Source organism: Streptomyces sp. NBC_00080, assembly GCF_045041255.1.
Classification (GTDB): Bacteria; Actinomycetota; Actinomycetes; order Streptomycetales; family Streptomycetaceae; genus Streptomyces; species Streptomyces coriariae.
Genome location: NZ_CP108235.1, coordinates 1,267,340 through 1,285,688, shown reverse-complemented (window position 1 = coordinate 1,285,688; position 18,349 = coordinate 1,267,340). Strand labels below are relative to the sequence as shown.

Below are 18,349 nucleotides of genomic sequence, written 5' to 3'. Positions count from 1 at the left end.
GATGTCCATCACCACACGCGCCGCCGTCGTCGAGTCCGGCGGAGCCCCCTTCACCCTGTCCGAGGTCGTCCTCGACGACCCCGCCCCGCACGAGGCGGTCGTCCGTCTGGTGGCGGCCGGACTCTGTCACACCGACCTCGGCGTGGCGAGCGGCGGTCTGCCCTTCCCGCTGCCCGGAGTCCTCGGCCACGAGGGTGCGGGCGTCGTGGAGTCGGTCGGCTCGGCCGTCACCGGGGTGGCGCCCGGCGACCATGTCGTGCTGTCCTTCACCTCCTGCGGCGACTGCCGCAACTGCCACGGTGGCCATCCCGCCTACTGCGCCACCTGGCTGCCGCTGAACCTCATCGGCGGCCGCCGAGCCGACGGCACCAGCACCATCAGCCGGGACGGCGAGCCCCTCGGCGGCCACTTCTTCGGCCAGTCCTCCTTCGCCGAGCGGGCCCTGGTCGACGAGCGCAGCCTCGTCAAGGTCGACCCCGGGGTACCCCTGGCGTCGATCGCCCCGCTGGGCTGCGGGGTCCAGACCGGCGTCGGCGCCGTCTGGAACGTTCTGAAGCCGGCGACCGGCAGCACGATCGTCGTCCTCGGCGCGGGCGCCGTCGGCCTGTCGGCGGTCATGGCGGCCGCCCTCACCCCGGCCACCACGATCATCGCGGTCGACCGGGTCGCCGAACGCCTCCAACTGGCCAAGGAGCTGGGCGCCACGCACACCGTCGACGCGAGCGCGGTCACGCCGGTCGAGGCGGTCACCGAGATCACCGGCGGGCGGGGCGCCGACGGCATCGTGGAGACCACGGGCAGCACGGCCGTGCTGCGCCAGGGCGTCGACACGCTCGCCGCCCGCGGCACCCTCGTCGTCGTGGGCGCACCGCCCTTCGGCAGCGAGGTCGCCCTCGACGTCAACGGGCTGCTGGGCGGCAAGCGGGTCGTCGGGCTCACCCTCGGCGACAGTGAGACGCAGTCCTTCATCCCGGCCCTGGTCGAGCTGGTCAAGGAAGGGCGGCTCCCGCTGGACCGCCTGATCGGCACCTATCCGTTCGCGGACATCGACCAGGCGGTGCGGGACATGACCGCGGGCAGGACCATCAAGCCCGTGCTGCTGTTCTGACGGCTCGTCAGTCGACCGTCAGGACCAGCTTGCCGGTGGTCCGGCCGGTGTCGCCGAGTGTGTGTGCCTCGGCGGCATCGGCCAGCGCGAACGTCCCCGCGATCGTGGCGCGCAGCTTCCCCGCCTCGACCAGTTCGGCGATCGTCCGCATCCCGGCCCGGTCGGCGTCCACGAGCATCCGCACCGCCCGGACGCCGAGCCGCTCCGCCTCCTCGTAGAACTCGTTCGACCCCACCGGCAGGATCGACACCACGGTCCCGCCCGGCCGCAGCACGCGCAGGGACCGCACGGAGGTGTCCCCGCCCAGCGTGTCCAGGACCACGTCGACGTCCTTGACGGCTTCGGTGACGTCGTTCTCCCGGTAGTCGATCACCTCGTCGACGCCGAGCTCCCGCAGGAAGTCGTGCTTGCCCGCGCTGGCCGTACCGATCACATACGCGCCGCGCGCCTTGGCGATCTGCACGGCGACATGGCCCACACCGCCCGCGGCCGCGTGGATCAGGACCCGCTGTCCGGCCTCGAGGCCGGCGTTCTCGACCAGCGCCTGCCAGGCGGTCAGCGAGACCAGCGGCAGCGCGGCCGCCTGGACGTGGTCGATCCCGGCCGGCTTGTGCCAGAGGGCGCGGACCGGGGCGATGGCGTACTCGGCGTGCGAGCCGTGGCCGTAGGGGTACGGCAGCATGCCGAAGACCTCGTCGCCGGGGGCGAAGGCCGCCACGCCGATGCCGACCGCCTCCACGGTCCCGGAGAGGTCCCAGCCCAGGACGAAGGGCGGCTCGCCCAGGAACCCGCCCGTCGCGCGGTGCTTCCAGTCGGTCGGGTTGACGCCGGCGGCGCGCACCCGGACCAGTACCTCGTTCGGACGCGGCGCGGGCCGCTCCACTTCCCTCTCCGTCAGGACCTCGGGACCGCCGAGGACGTGCTGGTCGATGACGCGCATGGTGTTCACAGTGCTCATGGTGGACCAGCCTGCCGGGCCGCGCCCGACCGGGAAATGGCAAGATTGTCAAGCTTCGATAGGATCGTGCCATGCAGGCACAGCAACGCAAGCACCGGGTGGTCGTCCTCGCCCTCGACGGCGTCTACCCCTTCGAACTCGGCATCCCCAGCCGGATCCTCGGCGCGGCCGACGGCCACTACGAGATCCTGACCTGCTCGGTCGACGGTGGTCCTGTCCAGACCAACGCCGATTTCACGGTCGGCGTGCAGCACGGCCCCGAGGCGCTGGCCACGGCCGACACGGTCGTCGTCGCCCCGGTGGCGTCCGACCGGGTCAGCGCCGAACTGCCGGACGGCGTCGCCGAGGCGCTCGCCCGGATCCGTCCCGAGGCGCGCATCGTCTCCATCTGCACCGCCGCCTTCGTCCTCGCCGCCGCCGGCCTCCTGGACGGCCGCCGGGCCACCACCCACTGGCAGGTCGCCGAGGCGTTCGGCCGGATGTACCCGCAGGTCGACCTCGACCCGGACGTCCTCTTCGTCGACGACGACCGCGTGCTGACCTCGGCGGGCGCCGCCTCCGGGGTCGACGTCTGTCTGCACCTCGTCCGCAAGGACCACGGCAGCGAACTCGCCAACAAGGTGGCCCGCCGCTGCGTGGTCCCGCCGTTCCGCGACGGCGGCCAGGCGCAGTACATCGAACAGCCCGTTCCCGAGACCGGCGCAGCGAGCACGGCGGCCACCCGCGCCTGGGCCATGGGGCGCCTGGACCAGCCCCTCGCCCTCGCCGACCTCGCCGCCCACGCCCGGATGAGCCCGCGCACCTTCGCCCGTCGTTTCCACGACGAGGTGGGCATCAGCCCCGGCCGCTGGCTGATCCAGCAGCGCGTGGTGCACGCCCGGCACCTGCTGGAGGCCAGTGACCTCTCCGTCGACCAGATCGCCGGCCGGGTCGGCTTCGCCACCGGCGCCTCACTGCGCCAGCACCTGCACGCGGCCATCGGCGTCTCCCCCCAGGCGTACCGCAGGACGTTCCAGACGGCCCGCTGAACGTTCCGGATCGCTGCCGCGTCACAGGAGCGGGCGCGAACGGGCGGCCGAGGGACGAGACGGGGGGGGCGGGTATGCGCACACGGTTCGTGGCGTCAGGGCTGCTGGTGGTACTGGCGGCCGTGGGATGCGGTGCGGGCGACGAGACGGACGTGGTCGTCGAGGGGACGCCGCCGGCGACGCCGTACGCCGGTCCGCTGGACATCGCCACGAAGGAGCTGGACGAGAGTACGCCGGAGGCCTTGCGCACCGCGTCCGGCGCCGCGGGCCGGGCGCTGGAGTGCGACGGGGAGATCTCCTCGGGCGGCGGGCCGGACGGCTGGAGCGAGGACGACGGCGGTGACACGCCGCAGGAGGGGCTGCGGCTCTACTTCGACATGTTCGAGCCGACGGGTCCGCACTCCGGCTTCCGGGTGGAGCGCGAGGAGGCGGACCGGGTGCTGTTCTCCTACGACGTGACCGGGCGGACGAAGGTCGCGGTGGTCGTCGCCCGGGACCAGAAGGAGAGGCCGGGCTGGGGTCCGGAGACCAACGCCTCCTGCGATCCGGCCGAACTTCCCGCGAGCGTCACCGACTCCGGCGACGAGGAGATCTGGACCGACCGGCACGGTGGGCGGGTCGCGACCACGACCCTGAGCAGCTACCCCGGTGCCGAGCACTGCGACTGGCAGACGGCGCACTTCCTGGGGATGGGCCGGGGAGAGGACCACCGGCAGTACGTCCGCGACCCCGACGGCGTGATCGAGGTGGACCTGCTGACCTCGCCGTACGACGGCGACGCCGCCCTGCCGGCCGACGCCCACGACACCGGGTACCGCTACGGCGACTGGCGGTTGTGGCTGACGGACGACGCCTCGACGGCGTACGTCCGCACCTCCGACGGCGTCGAGGCCTGGCCCCTGGCGAAGGACGCGGTGGCGTGCCGCTGACCGTCGGTCAGCGGCTGGCGTGCAGCGCGACCAGCAACTGCCACACCTGGTCGGCGATCTCACCGGGCGTGCCCTCGAGGTCGCCGTGCAGCCAGTCCGCCAGCACCCCCGCGAAGGTCGCGGCGACGGCCGAGGCGACCAGGGGTGCGTCGGCCGCACCCGCCCGCTCTCGTTCCCGCAGGCTGTAGGCCCGCAGGTCCCGGTGCAGCACGCGGCCGAGCGGGCCGCCGCCCCCCGGCGCGAGCAGGGTGCGGTACAGCGCGGCGTGCGGCGTCAGGGAGCCGAAGAACTCCGGCAGCGCGGCCGGCGCCCGTACCGGGTCGGGTCGGCCCTGCCAGGCGTGCAGCGCCTCCACGGCCTCGCGTACGACGTCCGCGCAGGCGTCGACCGCGAGCGCCTCCAGGTCGGGATAGTGCACGTAGAAGGTGGCCCGGCCGACCCCCGCCCGCCGCACCAGCGCGGCGACGCCGACCTCCTCCAGCGGCCGCTCGGCGCATTCCGCCAGCAACGCGGAACGCAGCCGCGCCCGGGTGCGGGCCGCGCGCGGGTCCTCGGGCTCGCCGCGGGTCACTGCGCGATCAGGACGGCGGCCAGGGCGAGCGCACCGGGCAGGGCCTGGGCGACCAGGATCCGGCGGTTCGCCGTGGCCGCGCCGTACACGCCGGCCACGATCACACAGGACAGGAAGAACACCTGCGCCCGGAAGCCGGTCGGGTCGGCCGCGATCAGCCCCCACACCAGGCCCGCCGCGAGGAAACCGTTGTAGAGCCCCTGGTTGGCGGCCATCGGGGCGGTCCGCTTCGCCATCTCGGCGTCCAGGCCGTGGAACGACATCCCCGGCTTCCTCTGCCACAGGAACATCTCCATCACCAGGATGTAGAGATGCAGTGCGGCCACCAGAACGACCAGAACGTTCGCCAGGATCTCCATGGTCTCCCTCAGTTTCTTGGACAGGTGTCCACTATAACGGGACACCTGTCCAGGAAGTCCGGTCGTCGGTGGGAATCGCGACCTCCCGGCGTGGGGCTCTTGATGCGAAACGGGCGGCGGCGGCCAGACTGAAAGCATGACGCCAGCACCCGCACGCCCCGCGAAGCAGCGCAAGCTCGACACCCTCCACCGGCTGGAACACGACGTCGACGCGTGGGTCGCCACGGCCGCCGAAGGCGGCTCGGCCCCCTACCTGGTCCCCCTCTCCTTCGTCTGGGACGGCGCGACCCTGCTCTTCGCCACGCCCGCCACCAGCCCCACCGGCCGCAACCTGCTGGCCACCGGTGTCGCGCGCATCGCCGTCGGCCCGACCCAGGACGTCGTGATGATCGAGGGCACCGCCGTGGCCGTGCCGCCGCTCGAACTGCCGGAGGAGGACGCCGAGATCTTCGCGGGCAAGACCGGCTTCGACCCGCGCGAACTGGCCGCGCCCTACCTGTACTTCCGGGTCCTCCCCGGCCGGATCCAGGCCTGGCGGGCGGCCAACGAGATCCAGGGGCGGGAGCTGATGCGGGACGGGACCTGGCTGGTGGCCGACTGAAACCGGGGTATCCGCAAGGTCCGGGGGGCGGGATTCGCCCGCCCCGGGCCGGATCTCGCGGAGGAGACGACGACATGGCATTGGTGAAAGCGGGCGTTGTGGTGCTCGACTGTGCCGAGCCCGAGAAGCTCGCCGAGTTCTACAAGGGGCTGCTGGACGCCGAGGAGATCGTCGCGTCCGCCAACCGCGTGGAGATCAGGGGCGCCGACGGGACCCGGCTGGCCTTCCGGCGCGACGTCAACGCGACCCCGCCGAGCTGGCCCCGCCCCGAGAACTCCTTTCAGGCCCACCTGGACTTCCTCGTCGACGACCTCGACGAGGTGGAACGCAGGGTCGTGGGCCTGGGGGGCCGCCCCCTGGAGACCAAGGGTGCCCCCGGCCCGCACGAGGAGCGCGGCTACTCCGACCCGTCCGGCCACTCCTTCACCATCCGCCTCGCGCCCCCCACGGCACCGAAGCAGGGCTGAAGCCGGGTACGGGAGCGGCCCGGCCCTCATCCGGACGATGCCGGAGAGGGCCGGGCCGCGGTAGGGCCCCTCAGTCCCGGCCGCCCTTGTCCTGGGCCGGCCACACGCCCGTGGACCGTTCGATCGCCTTGGCGCCGGTGCGGTCGGCGGCGCTGCGGACCGCCGCGAAGATCGCGCCCTGGACCGCCGCGGCCAGCAGGATCTCGCCCCAGCCGCGGTCCCGGTCGAGAGCGTCCGGTGCGTCGTCCTCGTGTCGAATCGCCTTCCACGCCTTGCGGAACGCGGCTCCCGCCAGGGCGCCGCTCGCCCAGCCGAGCACGAAACCGACGGGCTTGTAGACAAGGGGGAGTTTCCTCTTCTTGGCCACGTGTGTCTCACTCCTTCTTCCGGTGTTGCGTGGATAGGGGTCTCAGGGTCGTCCCCGCGCCGGGACCTCCTCGTCGACGCGGACCGGATCGGGCGGCGTCCCGGTGCCGAACGGACGGCCGCCGAGTTCCTCGCGGTGATGGGAGGCGTGCCAGTCGGCCAGATCCGGGCCCAGGGGGACGATCCGGGTCGGGTTGATGCCGGTGTGCACCCGGTAGTAGTGCCGCTTGATGTGATCGAAGTCGACGGTGTCGCCGAAGCCGGGCGTCTGGAAGAGATCCCGGACGTACGCCCACAGGACCGGATTCTCCGTCAGTTTCCAGCGGTTGCACTTGAAGTGGCCGTGATAGACGGCGTCGAAACGCACCAGTGTGGTGAACAGCCGGATGTCCGCCTCGGTGATCGTGTCCCCCACCAGGTAGCGCTGCCGGGCCAGCCGGGACGCCAGCAGCTCCAGCCGCCGGAACACTCCCGCGCACGCCTGCTCGTACTCGTCCTGCTCACTGGCGAAACCCGCCCGGTACACCCCGTTGTTGACGTCCTCGTACACGTCGGCCATGACCGTGTCGATCTCGTCGCGCAGCCCGTCGGGGTAGAGGTCGGGGGCACCCGGACGGTGCAGCGCCGTCCACTCGGTGGCGAGGTCCAGGGTGAGCTGCTGGTAGTCGTTCGTCACCAGTTCACCGCTGGGCACGTCCACGATCGCCGGCACGCTGACGCCGCCGCCGTGGTCGCGCTCCCGGCGGTCGTAGGCCTCGCTGAGATAACGGATGCCGAGGACGGGGTCGCGGCCGTCCGGGTCGAGGGTGAAGCGCCAGCTGCGGTCGTCCTGGATGGGGTCGGCGATCGCCATGGGCAGGGCGTCCTCCAGGCCGAGGAGGCGCCGGGAGATCACCGCCCGGCTCGCCCACGGGCAGGCACGGCTGACCACCAGACGGTAACGGCCCGCCGTCACGGGCCAGCCGTCCCGGCCGTCCGCGGTGATCCGGTCGGTGAAGTGACTCTTGGACCGCCGGAACGCCTTGTGGCCGTACGCGCTGTTGCCGTCGCCCCCGCCGCTCATGGTTCCTCCCGCTGGCTTTCCGTGCTCTCGTGCATGTCCTGTGCCCGTGCATGTCCTGCTGAACGCGTTCCCCGATTTCCGCCGACGGCACGGTATGAGCCCCACCTGCCTGGGCAGTCGGCGAAGGTGACAGGGACATCTTCAGAGCGCCGGACCGCACGGACCGCCGAACGGACCGCCGAAACGACCGCCGAAACGACCGCCGAAACGAACGCCGAAACGAACGCCGGAAGGGCGGCAGAGGAGAAGGCGCGAGGGAGAGGAGACCGCGCCAGGTCGTCGAACGCCGACCGCAGGACCCGCGTCACCGTCCTCGTCGCGCTCGTCGCCAATCTGGTGATCGCCGTGGCCAAGGCCGTGGGCGGTCTGTTCGCGGGCTCGCCCGCGCTGCTGTCGGAGGCCGCGCACTCCGTGGCCGACAGTCTGAACGAGGTCTTCCTCCTCGCCGCACTGCGCCGCAGCCGACGCCCGGCCGACGCACGGCACCCCTTCGGCTACGGCAAGGAACGCTTCTTCTGGTCGCTGCTGGCCGCCGTGGGGATCTTCGTCATGGGCGGCTGCTTCTCCTTCTTCCAGGGCGTCGAGGCCCTGCGGTCCGGCGTCGACGAAGAGCTCAGCGGCTATGTGGCCGGCTTGGTCGTGCTCGGCGTCGCCTTCCTCGCCGAGGGCGCCTCACTGCTGCGGGCCCTGCACCAGGTGCGCAAGCAGGGCGGCGGACTCGCGGGCCTGCGCGACCCGGCCCTGCGCACGGTCGTCGCCGAGGACGGCACCGCCGTGCTCGGCGTCACCCTGGCCGCGATCGGCATGGTCCTGCACATGGTGACCGGGCAGGTCGTGTGGGAGGCCTCCGCCTCGCTCGCGATCGGCGCGCTGCTCGTCTACGTCGCCTACCGGCTGGGGCGGGAGGCCCGCGACCAGCTCATCGGCGAGGCCGCCGACCCGGAGACCGGGGCGCGGATCCGCGCGCTGCTCGACGCCCAGCCCGAGATCGACAGCGTGGAAGCGCTGTTCACGATGAAGATGGGCCTCGACGCGGCGCTGGTGGCGGCCCGCGTCGACCTCATGCCGGGCCTGGACAGCGAGCGGGTCGAGGAGGTCGCCGTGCGCATCAAGCGTTCGATCGCGGCGACGGTGCCCGAGGCGGACCAGATCTTCCTCGATGTGACCGACCGCGGCGCGCGCGAGGCAGGGGAAAGCCCCGCCGCGACGGGGGAACGCGGCGGGGCCTGACAGTCGGGTGCCCGGTGGGAGCACCGTCATGCGTTTTCCGAGACAGATTTTTTCTACGACCTCGTCGAGGAGTCCTCGAGAGTCGCTCGAAGGGCGCCCGGAGGGACACCTTCCGCGCCCGGACGGAGGCCGGCTCAGCTGCCGGCGGCGGGCTCCACGACGAACACCGGGATCTCCCGCTCGGTCTTCTTCTGGTAGTCCGCGTACGCCGGAAACGCGGCGACGGCGCGTTCCCACCACTCGGCCTTCTCCGTACCGGTGACCTCACGGGCCGTCATGTCCTGCTTCAGCGGGCCGTCCTGGAGCTCCACCTGGGTGTCGGCCTTGAGGTTGTGGTACCAGACCGGGTGCTTGGGCGCCCCGCCCTGCGAGGCGACCAGGGCGTACCGGCCGTCGTGCTCGACCCGCATCAGCGGCGTCTTGCGGAGCTTCCCGCTCTTCGCGCCCCGGGTCGTCAGCAGGATGACGGGCAGGCCCGTGTCCCGCAGCGTCGTCCCCTCGGTGCCGCCGGAGCGCTCGTACTGCTCCACCTGCTCGCGCACCCACTGCGTCGGGCTGGCTTCGTACTCGCCTTCGAGAGGCATGGCATCCGTCCCCTTCGTCATCGTGCCGCGTCGTTCGCGCCACGTACGTCCGACTCGCACCCCGATTCAACACCGGTGACCGCGAGATTCATCCGCCCCTGGGCCTCCTAGGTCATCATGCGCACGGCCAGCACCGTCATCACCGCGCTCGACACGAGCGCCGTCACCAGCCGCCCCCGGTGCCCGGTCAGCACGCGGCCCAGCAGCGCGCCGCCGCCGGCGAGCGACACCTGCCAGCTCGCCGACGCGAGAAAGGCCGCCAGTACGAACACGCCCTGCTCCAGGGGCCGTACGGATGCGGTGGTGCCGGTACCGAGAACCAGGGCGGCGAAGTAGATGACGGTCGTCGGGTTGAGGAGGGTGATGCCGAACAGGCTCAGACAGGCCCGGGCCGGGCTCGGCGGCGGGGGCGCGGACCGGGTGCTGAGCCGCCGGGCGCGGTACTGGCGCAGGGCCGCCACCGCGCCGCGTGCCGCCAGCGCCAGCAGGACCAGCGCGGAAGCCCAGCGCAGCGGCGTCAGTACCGGTCGCAGTACGGCGCCGACGGTGGCGCCCCCGACCGTGGCGACCAGGGCGTAGAGGCCGTCGGCGAGGGCGACGCCGAGGGCGGCGCACACGCCGGTGCGCAGGGAGGTGCGGGCGGTGAGGGAGACGAGGTAGGTCGCGACCGCGCCGACGGGTACGGCGATGCCGTAGCCCGCGACCAGGCCCGCGACGAGCGCGGCCGTCACGGGCGCGCGGTGTCGGGCCTCCGGTGACGGCCGGGCTGCTGCTGTCGGCCGCATGCCGGAAGGGCGGTGGCGGGCGTCAGCGGCAGGAGGGCGTCGAAAGTGGACATGGCCGGATCCTGCGGGTGGAGGCGGGGCGGCGGCAATCGATTTTCCCGCCGCCGCCCCGGGAGCGGCGCTTCGGAGCGAATGGTTCCGGCGGAATCGCCCCATTGGGCGATCTGGCCGAACTGCGCGTCGTCCTATAGGTGCCCGGGGCATCTAATGAAGATCGGCACGACGCACTCTTCGTCTGCGAGGTCACCCATGACGGACACGACCGACACCACGGATGCGACGGACACCACGGGCCCGACGGATGTGAGGCGCGGGCCGGCGCCTGTCGCCTTCCCGCAGGACCGCACCTGCCCCTATCAGCCGCCCGCCGCCTACGACGCCCTGCGGGACTCCCGTCCGCTGGCCCGCGTCACCCTCTACGACGGCCGGGTCGCCTGGCTGGTCACCGGGCACGAGGCGGCCCGCGACCTGCTCGCCGACCCCCGCCTGTCGACCGACCGCACCCGCCCCGGCTACCCGGCGACCTCACCCCGCTTCAAGGCGCTGCGCGACCGCCGGACGGCCCTGCTCAACGTCGACGACCCCGAGCACCACGTCCAGCGCCGCCTGCTGATCGCGAACTTCACCCTCAAACGCGCCACCGCCCTGCGCCCGGCCATCCGGCGGATCGTCGACTAGCGCATCGACGCCATGCTCGCGCAGGGGCCGCCCGCGGAACTCGTGAGCGCCTTCGCGCTGCCCGTGCCGTCCACGGTGATCTGTGAACTGCTCGGCGTCCCGTACGCCGACCACGAGTTCTTCGAGGAGCAGTCGCGACGGCTGCTGCGCAGCCGGGTGCCGGAGGAGGTGCGCCCGTGACGGACATTCACATCGACACGGACGTCTGTATCGGCGCCGGCCAGTGCGCGCTGGCCGCCCCGGGCGTCTTCACCCAGGACGACGACGGCTTCAGCGCCCTGCTGCCCGGCCGGGAGGGCGGCGGCGGTGACCCGATGGTCCGGGAGGCCGCGCGGGCCTGCCCGGTCGGCGCGATCAAGGTGTCCGAGTCGGCCGGATGAGGCCCGGGCCCGGGTGCGGCCGACGCGGAGCGGGCCGCGGCGGCCCTGCGCGAGGCGTTCCCGGAACGGTTCACGGACGACGCCCTCGTGCACCGGGGCGCCAAGGACGGCCGGTAGATCTTCGCCGGGGCGGCGTCGGCACGACGGGTGGGAGGACACCTGCCTCGTCGGCCGAGGGAGGTGTCCTCGTGGGGGATGACGCCCGGGAGCGCGCGTTCGCCAGGGAAGCCGGGCCGCTCTGCCCCGACGTGTCCTTCCTCGGCTGCCGGGCCGGTGGTCAGCCGGCCCCGGCCCGACCCGCGGACCGCGTGCTGCCCAGCAGCAGCCGCGCCGCCTCGCGTGCCTCGGCCGCCGGGGCTGCGCCCCCGCTGATCCCGGCGGTCACCATCGCGCCCTCCGACAGCAGGAACAGCGGCCCGGTGAGCGCGTCGGGCAGCCCCGCGTCGGCCACGAGCCCGCCGAGATACTCGCGGAACGCCCTTTTGTGGGACCGTACTTGGCGTGCCACCCGCTCCGAGGTCGCGCCCAGCTCGCCGTACGCGTTGATCCACGCGCAGCCGCGGAAGTCCGGCTCGCCGAACCACTCCGCCAGCCAGTCGAACACGGCCAGGATCCGCTCCCGGGGGTCCTCCCGCCGTGCGACGGCCTCCGCGAGCAGCCCGCGCCAGCGCACGTCGCGCCGCTCCAGGTAGGCCTCCACCAACTGCTCCTTGGCCGGGAACAGCTGGTAGAGGCGCTTGAGCGACACCCCCGAGGCGCCCCGGAGGTCGTCCATCCCGACGGCCTGCACGCCGCGCCCGTAGAACAGCTTCTCCGCGGCGTCGAGCGCCTGCTCACGGGCCGTTGCGCTGTCCACGGGCGACCACCGCTCCTCGCGTTGCTGGTTCCTTGACGGGAGAACGTGCGTTCTCTACGTTAGCAGCCAAGCCGGAGAACGATCGTTCTCTACAGTTCGGGAACTCAGGAGACGCCATGTCGGACGCCCGACCACCCCTGCCGCCCTTCACCCGGGAGACCGCGGCCCGCAAGGTGCAGGCCGCCGAGGACGCCTGGAACACCCGTGACCCGCACAAGGTCGCCCTCGCCTACTCCGAGGACTCGGTCTGGCGCAACCGCGACACCTTCCTCACCGGACGTGCCGCGATCGTCGAGTTCCTCACCGCCAAGTGGGCCCGCGAGCACGAGTACGCGCTCCGCAAGGACCTCTGGGCCCACGACGGCCATCGCATCGCCGTCCGCTTCCAGTACGAGTCGCGTGACGCGACCGGACAGTGCTGGCGCAGCTACGGCAACGAACTGTGGGAGTTCGACGAGCGCGGGCTGATGACCCGCCGGGAGGCGAGCATCGACGACGTGCCGATCGAGGAGGCGGACCGCCGTATCCACGGGCCGCGCCCCGAGGCCGAACGAGGGCTGTCCTTCCCGCTTCAGTAGGGTGCGCGGGTGACCGCACAGGACGAACCGCCACCCTTTCTCCATGTCGTCGTCTGCGCCGCCGGCATCGCCGCGGACATCGGCAGGCTGATCTCCGCCGCCCAGGAACGGGAGTGGCAGGTGGGCGTCATCGCGACGCCCCACGCCATGAACGGCTTCTTCGACACCGCCGCCGTCGAGGCACAGACCGGGCGCCCGATCCGCTCCGCCTGGCGGCGCCCCGGCGACCCGCGGCCCTTCCCCGATCCCGACGCGGTCGTCGTCGCCCCGGCCACCTTCAACACCATCAACAAATGGGCGGCGGGCATCGCCGACACCCTCGCCCTGGGCACCCTGTGCGAGGTGTCCGGGCTGGGCGTCCCGCTCGGGGTCCTGCCCTGTGTGAACGAGACCCTCGCGAGCCACCCCGCCTACCAGGAGAGTCTGATACGGCTGCGCGGCATGGGTGTCCGGTTCGGGTACCCCTACGACCGTGACCGGGGCGAGGAGTTCGACTGGGAGCGGGCGCTGGACCTGATCGAATGAGTCACACGGTGGCCCGCCGGGCCGTCGTACGCTCCACTTCTGTACCTCCACCGATGTCAGGAGCGGCCGCGATGCAGTACGTGAAGCTCGGTTCGACGGGTCTGGACGTGTCCAGGATCTGTCTGGGCTGCATGACCTACGGACTCCCCGACCGGGGCGCGCACGAGTGGACCCTCGACGAGGCGGCGTCGCGCCCGCTCATCAGGCAGGCCCTGGACGCGGGTGTCACCTTCTTCGACACCGCGAACGTCTACTCCGACGGCACCAGCGAGGAGATCGTCGGCAGGGCCCTGCGCGACTTCGCCCGCCGCGAGGAGATCGTGCTCGCGACGAAGGTGAACGGCCGGATGCGGCCCGGACCCAACGGCGCCGGACTCTCCCGCAAGGCGATCCTGTCCGAGATCGACCACAGTCTGCGCCGCCTGGGCACCGACTACGTCGACCTGTACCAGATCCACCGCTTCGACCCGTTCACCCCGGTCGAGGAGACGATGGAGGCGCTGCACGACCTGGTGAAGGCGGGCAAGGTCCGTTACATCGGGGCGAGTTCGATGTACGCCTGGCAGTTCTCCAAGATGCAGTACACCGCCGAGCGGCACGGCTGGACCAGGTTCGTGTCGATGCAGAACCACTACAACCTCCTCTACCGCGAGGAGGAGCGCGAGATGCTGCCGCTCTGCGCGGACCAGGGCGTCGGCGTACTGCCGTGGAGCCCGCTGGCCCGCGGCCGCCTCACCCGTGACTGGGGCACCGAGACCGGCCGCAGCTCCACGGACGGCTTCGGCGGCTCCCTCTACCTGGAGGGCGACCGCAGCACCGTCGAGGCGGTCACCCGCATCGCGGCCGACCGGGGCGTCCCCCGCGCCAGGGTCGCCCTCGCCTGGCTCCTCCACCAGCCCACGGTGACCGCCCCGATCGTCGGAGCCGCGCAGCCCCACCACCTCGAGGACGCGGTGGCCGCCACCGAACTGGCCCTGACCGAAAAGGAGTTGGCGGAACTGGAGGAGCCCTACCGGCCCCACCCGATCGCCGGCCACTGAAAGCGCCCGGTCAGGGCGCGGGGAACCGCGCGACCAACCCCCGCGCACCGACAGCCGAAGAGCCGCCCGGCGAGCGGAGCGCTAATGCGGGCCTTGCGGTGCGAACTCGGTACCGCAGGGCCCCGCCCCCTCGCTGACCGCCAGTGGCACTCGCTCACCACCCATCGACACCGTCCGGTAGTACTGCCCGATGCGCTCCGCCGACTGCCCCGCATAGTGCCCGATGAACGACCGCCGGAACCGGTCCCCGCTGGCGTTGGGCCCCGACCCGTGCACCAGGCTGCCGTTGAAGAACAGCACGTCACCCGGCGCCATGTCGACCGGCACGGCGGCGAGCCCGGGCGGCGGCGGCACGTACTCGCGCGCGAACGACACCTCCGCGTCCGCCTCCTCGGGGCAGAACAGCCCCATCCGGTGGGTGCCGGGCACGACCTCCAGCCCGCCGTTGTCCCGGTCGATCACGTCACAGGCCAGCCAGGCCGCCACACACGTGCCCGGCTCGACCCGCAGATAGAAGTTGTCCTGGTGCAGCGCCTGCCCCCGGGCGCCCGGGGGCTTGAAATAGAACATGCTCTGCGCGGCCAGCACCTCCTCACCGAGCAGGTCCTCCAGCACGTTCCGCAACCGCGCGTCCAGCAGCACCTGCCGGGCGAGGGAGCTGATCTCGTGCGGGTGCATCACCCTCGGGTACGCGTACAGCGGGTCGGTGGTGCCGGGGCGCGGTTCGAAGTGCCCGGGCACCGGCCGCCCGGCCGCGTGCAACTCCGTGAACTCGGCACACAGCCGCTCGACCTCGTCGTACCCGAACAACCCGCGTACGACGGTGAAGCCGTCCTCCCGGTACTGCCGCAGCCCCGCGCGGGTCAGGACGGGTGCCCCGGCGGCGCCGGTGTCCGTGACGGTCATACTTGCCCTCCTCGGTCCACTGGTCTCGACCGCCACGCTAGGCCGACGCACCCCCCGGGAGGATGCCCATGCGTGCTGACGACCTGCCCAGGACTGCCGGGCCCGCGGATCCGTCCCCGCCGCCCGGCCTGGTGGTGGTCGGTCACTTCGACGAGGACGCCGGGTACGGCGTCGACCGGCCCCAGGGGTCGGACAGTTGGCTGTTCACCTGGACGACGGGTGGACGTGGCCGGCTTCGGCAGGGCGGGAGCGAGGTACGGGCCCGCGCCGGAGACCTGGTGGTGCTCGCGCCGGGCGTTCCGCACACCTATGCCGTCGAACCCGGCGCCCGGCACTGGCGGTTCTGGTGGGCGCACTGCCAGGCACGGCCCTCCTGGACACCCTGGCTCCGCCCCTACGCCACCGGCGACGGCCCGGACGGTCTGTACGCCGTCGGCCCCGTCCCGGCCGCGTTGCACGACCGGATGGCGGGAGCCTGGCGACGCCTGCACGCGGACGCCCGGTGGACCGGTGCCGAACTGCCGTCCGGTGACCTGGGGATCGTGGTGGCCCAGGGCTCCGCGGCCCGCGAACTCGCCCTGTGCGGGCTGGAGGAGGCCCTCCTGCTGGCGGCCGCCTCGGCCCTGGCTCCCGCCTCCCCGCCCGGCCTCGACGACCGGGTGCGCCGGGCACAGGCGCGGATGGTGGCGGATCCCGGCGCCCCGCACACCGTCCGCTCGCTCGCCGCGGAGGTCGCGTTGTCGCCCTCGCGCTTCGCCCATCTCTTCACGGAGCAGGTCGGCCGGTCCCCGATGCGGGCCTTGCTCGAGACCCGGCTGAGCCACGCCGCCCGGCTGCTGGAGGGCACCGACCTGTCCGTGGAACGCGTGGCGTCGGCCTCGGGCTTCGCGAGCGCGTTCCACTTCAGCCGCGTCTTCCGTGCCCGCCACGGCACTCCGCCGGGCGCGTACCGGGACGGAATGCGGCCGGCAATTACCGTCCTGAAAGGCACGTCGAAAGGGGCGCCAAAAGGGACACCGATACCGTGACCACCCCACAGCGGTTACGCGGTTGACGTTTCGTCAAAATTATTCGGCTCACCCGCAAGTCTCGAAACCGCGAGATCCCTTGTTCCGCCTGGTCCGGCTGTGCAAAGGTGAGCCCTGTCGGCGCTCGGACAACGATTTCCCCGGTGCGCGCGAGACACCTCCCGTTCACACCCCCCACGCTTCAAAAGAGCGGTACCCCCCCCGCGGACGTCAGAGGTGCCGAACCCTGTGCGAGTCGATCCCGCTTCGTGGGCGGGATCGCATACCCGATGGTATGGACTTTATGCCGCATGCCCCCGGAAGGAATGCAGACCGTGAATGACGCAGGCCTGTCGAATTCCCCTTCGGCGCGCCGCTTCGACGCGACGGACGAACAGCTGAGCTCCGAGCTGAAGAAGTGGACGGGGGCGTCACCCGCACTGCATCCCGTCGGTGAGCTGCTGGACCGCCACTGGGCGGCCGCTTTCGCCTACGCACGGCTGTGCACCGACGGCGAGCGCGCGGCGGGCATGCTCACCACGGCCGCCTTCACCCGGCTCTTCGGTGAGAGCCTGCGCCAGAACGGGCCGACCGCCGCCTGGCGCCCCCATCTGCTGGTGACCGTGCGCCGCATCGCCGGTGAATGGGACGCCGACGGCCGCCGTGACCTGCTGCACCCGGCACTGCGCTCCGAGGGCGAGGACGGCGACCGCGCCGCCGCCCGGCTGCTGCCGCCGCTGAACCGGCGCATCCTGTCCCGGGCGTTCCAGCGGCTGCCCCAGTCCGCGCGCTGCCTGCTCTGGCACATCGAGGTCGAGGCCGAGCCCTTGGCGGTACCGGCCGGACTGCTGGGGCTCGAGGAGGAGGGTGCCCGGGTCGAACTGCGCCGGGCCCGCGAGCGGTTGCGCGAGGAGTGCCTCCAGGTGCACCGCGAACTCGCCACCGACGACGAGTGCCACCGCTACGACCGGCTGCTGGACGTCACCTGCCGCCGCGGCGGTGCCGACCTCGACCCCGATCTGCGCGGCCACCTGGAGCGCTGCCGGCACTGCCTGCACACCGCCGACCAGCTCCGGCAGTTCGAGGGTCTGCTCGGCGCCGCCCTGGCCGAGGGCATCCTGGGCTGGGCCGCCGCGGCCTATGTCGAGGTCAGGATGGCCGGCGACGGCGAATCCGGCGAGACCCCCGCGGAGCGGCCCCGGAGCTACTCGGGCGAGGCCTTCACCGACGGGACCGCCGCCCCCGCGGCGGCCGGTACCGACGCAGAACCGAACCCCCGCACCCGGCTGCGTGCCGGGGCGATCACCCGCATCGGATCGCGGGTCGGTGCCGCCGCGCGCACCGGGGCCGGATCCGGCGCAGACTCCCGCCCCGGTGGGAGCCGTTCGGCCCAGAAGGCGGCCCGTCGCGCCCGCCGCCGCAATCTCGCCGCCGCCGTGCTGACCGTGAGCGGGCTGGTCGTGCTGCCGCTCGGAGTGTGGGCCGCCATCGGCTCCGGGGACGGAGCCGCGCCCGGCGCCGGCAGCGAGTCGGCGAAGACGCCGGCCCCCGGGACGGACACGGCCACCTCCGACCCGTCCTGGGTCGACGTCGGTGAGGACGCCCAGGGCACCCTGCGCGGCCGGCTGCACAACGTGGCCTCCGGGCTGTGCATAGGCATCGTCGGCACCAAGGCCGTCAGCGGCGCCGAGACCGAACTCGCCGCCTGCTCCTCGGTGGCCGGCCAGCAGTGGTCGTACGAACCGGACGGGCTGGTGCGCAGCGCCGCCGACGCCGATCTGTGTCTCGACTCCCGCCTGGGCTTCTCGGTGCGGCTGGCCCCGTGCGCGGGAGCCTCCCAGCCCGACCCCAAGAACGTCCGGTACGACTTCACGCTCCAGGGCACGCTCGTCCCGCGCTCGGGCCAGAACCTCGCGCTGGCACCCGCCGCCACCGACGGATCGGGCGCCCTCGTCCTGAAGAACCGGGTGGACAGCGCGGCCCAGCGCTGGGTGATCGACACCTCGCAGCCCGACCCGCAGATGCAGTTCGTCAACTGGGGCGCCGACAGCACCTCCTCGGGCACTCCCGCGCCGACCCCGACGCCCAAGGCCGCGAAGCCCCCGGCGCCCACGCCGTCCGCCACCCCGACCACCACGAGCCCGACGGGCTCCTCCTCGGGCTCCACCACCACGTCCTGCTCGTACTACACCTATGACTACTGTTCCTGGGGCGGCCAGTCGGGCTCGTCCGGTGGCTCGGGGTACGGCTACGGCGGCTCCGGGTACGGCGGCGGCTCCGGGGGATACGGCTCGGGCTCCGGGTTCGGCGGCGGGCGCAACTGACCCGGG

General features: G+C 72.6%; 21 protein-coding genes and 1 pseudogene. 13 read left to right on the top strand and 9 right to left on the bottom strand.

The features are described 5' to 3' along the window. The first annotated feature begins 1 nt into the window (after position 1). Positions 2 to 1,108 (top strand): NAD(P)-dependent alcohol dehydrogenase, encoded by a 1,107-nt coding sequence (locus tag OHU34_RS05670; protein WP_405765126.1) that lies wholly within the window; start codon positions 2 to 4, stop codon positions 1,106 to 1,108. A gap of 7 nt (positions 1,109 to 1,115) precedes the next feature. Here the strand turns inward: OHU34_RS05670 and OHU34_RS05665 are convergent, their stop codons facing one another. Beyond that, positions 1,116 to 2,066, bottom strand: a complete 951-nt coding sequence (locus OHU34_RS05665; RefSeq protein WP_037734603.1) for an NADP-dependent oxidoreductase — start codon at positions 2,064 to 2,066, stop codon at positions 1,116 to 1,118. A gap of 71 nt (positions 2,067 to 2,137) precedes the next feature. On the opposite strand from OHU34_RS05665, the gene OHU34_RS05660 reads away from it, so the two are divergent. Both OHU34_RS05660 and OHU34_RS05655 read left to right on the top strand, forming a co-directional pair. After that, positions 2,138 to 3,094, top strand: a complete 957-nt coding sequence (locus OHU34_RS05660; protein ID WP_142267420.1) for a GlxA family transcriptional regulator — start codon at positions 2,138 to 2,140, stop codon at positions 3,092 to 3,094. A gap of 74 nt (positions 3,095 to 3,168) precedes the next feature. After that, positions 3,169 to 4,023, top strand: coding sequence for a hypothetical protein (locus OHU34_RS05655; RefSeq protein WP_405765123.1), 855 nt, complete (start codon positions 3,169 to 3,171; stop codon positions 4,021 to 4,023). A 7-nt stretch (positions 4,024 to 4,030) separates the two neighbouring features. Here the strand turns inward: OHU34_RS05655 and OHU34_RS05650 are convergent, their stop codons facing one another. Both OHU34_RS05650 and OHU34_RS05645 read right to left on the bottom strand, forming a co-directional pair. Beyond that, positions 4,031 to 4,594 (bottom strand): TetR/AcrR family transcriptional regulator, encoded by a 564-nt coding sequence (locus OHU34_RS05650; RefSeq protein WP_142267422.1) that lies wholly within the window; start codon positions 4,592 to 4,594, stop codon positions 4,031 to 4,033. Continuing rightward, the gene (locus OHU34_RS05645; protein WP_020127671.1) at positions 4,591 to 4,953 is read right to left on the bottom strand and encodes a DUF1304 domain-containing protein; all 363 of its coding nucleotides are present in this window, start codon (positions 4,951 to 4,953) and stop codon (positions 4,591 to 4,593) included. The genes OHU34_RS05650 and OHU34_RS05645 overlap by 4 nt, the downstream gene beginning before the upstream one ends. A gap of 136 nt (positions 4,954 to 5,089) precedes the next feature. On the opposite strand from OHU34_RS05645, the gene OHU34_RS05640 reads away from it, so the two are divergent. Beyond that, complete coding sequence (locus OHU34_RS05640) at positions 5,090 to 5,554, top strand: pyridoxamine 5'-phosphate oxidase family protein (RefSeq protein WP_054241085.1); 465 nt, start codon at positions 5,090 to 5,092, stop codon at positions 5,552 to 5,554. Between the two features lie 74 nt (positions 5,555 to 5,628). After that, positions 5,629 to 6,021, top strand: a complete 393-nt coding sequence (locus tag OHU34_RS05635) for a VOC family protein (protein ID WP_142267423.1) — start codon at positions 5,629 to 5,631, stop codon at positions 6,019 to 6,021. Between the two features lie 70 nt (positions 6,022 to 6,091). On the opposite strand, the gene OHU34_RS05630 is transcribed toward OHU34_RS05635, so the two are convergent. Both OHU34_RS05630 and OHU34_RS05625 read right to left on the bottom strand, forming a co-directional pair. Beyond that, positions 6,092 to 6,388 (bottom strand): DUF4235 domain-containing protein, encoded by a 297-nt coding sequence (locus OHU34_RS05630; RefSeq protein ID WP_020127674.1) that lies wholly within the window; start codon positions 6,386 to 6,388, stop codon positions 6,092 to 6,094. A 42-nt stretch (positions 6,389 to 6,430) separates the two neighbouring features. After that, on the bottom strand, positions 6,431 to 7,450 hold the full coding sequence (locus OHU34_RS05625; protein WP_142267424.1) for a glutathione S-transferase family protein: 1,020 nt from the start codon (positions 7,448 to 7,450) through the stop codon (positions 6,431 to 6,433). 126 nt (positions 7,451 to 7,576) lie between these two features. On the opposite strand from OHU34_RS05625, the gene OHU34_RS05620 reads away from it, so the two are divergent. Beyond that, on the top strand, positions 7,577 to 8,680 hold the full coding sequence (locus OHU34_RS05620; protein ID WP_142267425.1) for a cation diffusion facilitator family transporter: 1,104 nt from the start codon (positions 7,577 to 7,579) through the stop codon (positions 8,678 to 8,680). 134 nt (positions 8,681 to 8,814) lie between these two features. Here the strand turns inward: OHU34_RS05620 and OHU34_RS05615 are convergent, their stop codons facing one another. Further along, positions 8,815 to 9,264: a nitroreductase family deazaflavin-dependent oxidoreductase gene (locus OHU34_RS05615; protein ID WP_142267426.1), complete on the bottom strand. Its 450-nt coding sequence runs from the start codon at positions 9,262 to 9,264 to the stop codon at positions 8,815 to 8,817. 107 nt (positions 9,265 to 9,371) lie between these two features. Next, the gene (locus tag OHU34_RS05610) at positions 9,372 to 9,995 is read right to left on the bottom strand and encodes a LysE family transporter (protein WP_230193968.1); all 624 of its coding nucleotides are present in this window, start codon (positions 9,993 to 9,995) and stop codon (positions 9,372 to 9,374) included. Between the two features lie 303 nt (positions 9,996 to 10,298). On the opposite strand from OHU34_RS05610, the pseudogene OHU34_RS05605 reads away from it, so the two are divergent. Continuing rightward, positions 10,299 to 10,898, top strand: a pseudogene (locus OHU34_RS05605) (cytochrome P450); the annotation flags it as partial. A 5-nt stretch (positions 10,899 to 10,903) separates the two neighbouring features. Continuing rightward, positions 10,904 to 11,107 carry a ferredoxin gene (locus OHU34_RS05600; protein WP_054241080.1) on the top strand — a complete coding sequence of 68 codons (204 nt, stop codon included), beginning with the start codon at positions 10,904 to 10,906 and terminating at the stop codon, positions 11,105 to 11,107. A gap of 277 nt (positions 11,108 to 11,384) precedes the next feature. Here OHU34_RS05600 and OHU34_RS05595 read toward each other — a convergent pair whose 3' ends face one another. Continuing rightward, positions 11,385 to 11,963 (bottom strand): TetR/AcrR family transcriptional regulator, encoded by a 579-nt coding sequence (locus OHU34_RS05595; RefSeq protein WP_405765116.1) that lies wholly within the window; start codon positions 11,961 to 11,963, stop codon positions 11,385 to 11,387. A 116-nt stretch (positions 11,964 to 12,079) separates the two neighbouring features. On the opposite strand from OHU34_RS05595, the gene OHU34_RS05590 reads away from it, so the two are divergent. From OHU34_RS05590 to OHU34_RS05580, 3 genes are all read left to right on the top strand, one after another. After that, positions 12,080 to 12,541, top strand: coding sequence for a nuclear transport factor 2 family protein (locus OHU34_RS05590; protein WP_142267429.1), 462 nt, complete (start codon positions 12,080 to 12,082; stop codon positions 12,539 to 12,541). Positions 12,542 to 12,550: 9 nt separating this feature from the next. After that, complete coding sequence (locus OHU34_RS05585; RefSeq protein WP_230193966.1) at positions 12,551 to 13,066, top strand: flavoprotein; 516 nt, start codon at positions 12,551 to 12,553, stop codon at positions 13,064 to 13,066. A 71-nt stretch (positions 13,067 to 13,137) separates the two neighbouring features. Next, on the top strand, positions 13,138 to 14,106 hold the full coding sequence (locus OHU34_RS05580; RefSeq protein ID WP_142267431.1) for an aldo/keto reductase: 969 nt from the start codon (positions 13,138 to 13,140) through the stop codon (positions 14,104 to 14,106). A gap of 81 nt (positions 14,107 to 14,187) precedes the next feature. Here OHU34_RS05580 and OHU34_RS05575 read toward each other — a convergent pair whose 3' ends face one another. Beyond that, positions 14,188 to 15,012 (bottom strand): phytanoyl-CoA dioxygenase family protein, encoded by an 825-nt coding sequence (locus OHU34_RS05575; RefSeq protein ID WP_142267432.1) that lies wholly within the window; start codon positions 15,010 to 15,012, stop codon positions 14,188 to 14,190. Positions 15,013 to 15,080: 68 nt separating this feature from the next. On the opposite strand from OHU34_RS05575, the gene OHU34_RS05570 reads away from it, so the two are divergent. Together OHU34_RS05570 and OHU34_RS05565 are read left to right on the top strand one after the other, a co-directional pair. Continuing rightward, positions 15,081 to 16,040 carry a helix-turn-helix domain-containing protein gene (locus OHU34_RS05570; RefSeq protein ID WP_405765113.1) on the top strand — a complete coding sequence of 320 codons (960 nt, stop codon included), beginning with the start codon at positions 15,081 to 15,083 and terminating at the stop codon, positions 16,038 to 16,040. Positions 16,041 to 16,345: 305 nt separating this feature from the next. After that, on the top strand, positions 16,346 to 18,343 hold the full coding sequence (locus OHU34_RS05565; RefSeq protein WP_405772156.1) for an RICIN domain-containing protein: 1,998 nt from the start codon (positions 16,346 to 16,348) through the stop codon (positions 18,341 to 18,343). Positions 18,344 to 18,349: the final 6 nt, after the last annotated feature.

Bases quoted from the DNA above. Each gene is read 5' to 3' on its own strand.
- OHU34_RS05670 (WP_405765126.1), top strand. From the start codon at position 2: ATGTCCATCACCACACGCGCCGCCGTCGTCGAGTCCGGCGGAGCCCCC.
- OHU34_RS05665 (WP_037734603.1), bottom strand. From the start codon at position 2,066: ATGAGCACTGTGAACACCATGCGCGTCATCGACCAGCACGTCCTCGGC.
- OHU34_RS05660 (WP_142267420.1), top strand. From the start codon at position 2,138: ATGCAGGCACAGCAACGCAAGCACCGGGTGGTCGTCCTCGCCCTCGAC.
- OHU34_RS05655 (WP_405765123.1), top strand. From the start codon at position 3,169: ATGCGCACACGGTTCGTGGCGTCAGGGCTGCTGGTGGTACTGGCGGCC.
- OHU34_RS05645 (WP_020127671.1), bottom strand. From the start codon at position 4,953: ATGGAGATCCTGGCGAACGTTCTGGTCGTTCTGGTGGCCGCACTGCAT.
- OHU34_RS05640 (WP_054241085.1), top strand. From the start codon at position 5,090: ATGACGCCAGCACCCGCACGCCCCGCGAAGCAGCGCAAGCTCGACACC.
- OHU34_RS05635 (WP_142267423.1), top strand. From the start codon at position 5,629: ATGGCATTGGTGAAAGCGGGCGTTGTGGTGCTCGACTGTGCCGAGCCC.
- OHU34_RS05625 (WP_142267424.1), bottom strand. From the start codon at position 7,450: ATGAGCGGCGGGGGCGACGGCAACAGCGCGTACGGCCACAAGGCGTTC.
- OHU34_RS05615 (WP_142267426.1), bottom strand. From the start codon at position 9,264: ATGCCTCTCGAAGGCGAGTACGAAGCCAGCCCGACGCAGTGGGTGCGC.
- OHU34_RS05590 (WP_142267429.1), top strand. From the start codon at position 12,080: ATGTCGGACGCCCGACCACCCCTGCCGCCCTTCACCCGGGAGACCGCG.
- OHU34_RS05580 (WP_142267431.1), top strand. From the start codon at position 13,138: ATGCAGTACGTGAAGCTCGGTTCGACGGGTCTGGACGTGTCCAGGATC.
- OHU34_RS05575 (WP_142267432.1), bottom strand. From the start codon at position 15,012: ATGACCGTCACGGACACCGGCGCCGCCGGGGCACCCGTCCTGACCCGC.
- OHU34_RS05570 (WP_405765113.1), top strand. From the start codon at position 15,081: ATGCGTGCTGACGACCTGCCCAGGACTGCCGGGCCCGCGGATCCGTCC.
- OHU34_RS05565 (WP_405772156.1), top strand. From the start codon at position 16,346: ATGCAGACCGTGAATGACGCAGGCCTGTCGAATTCCCCTTCGGCGCGC.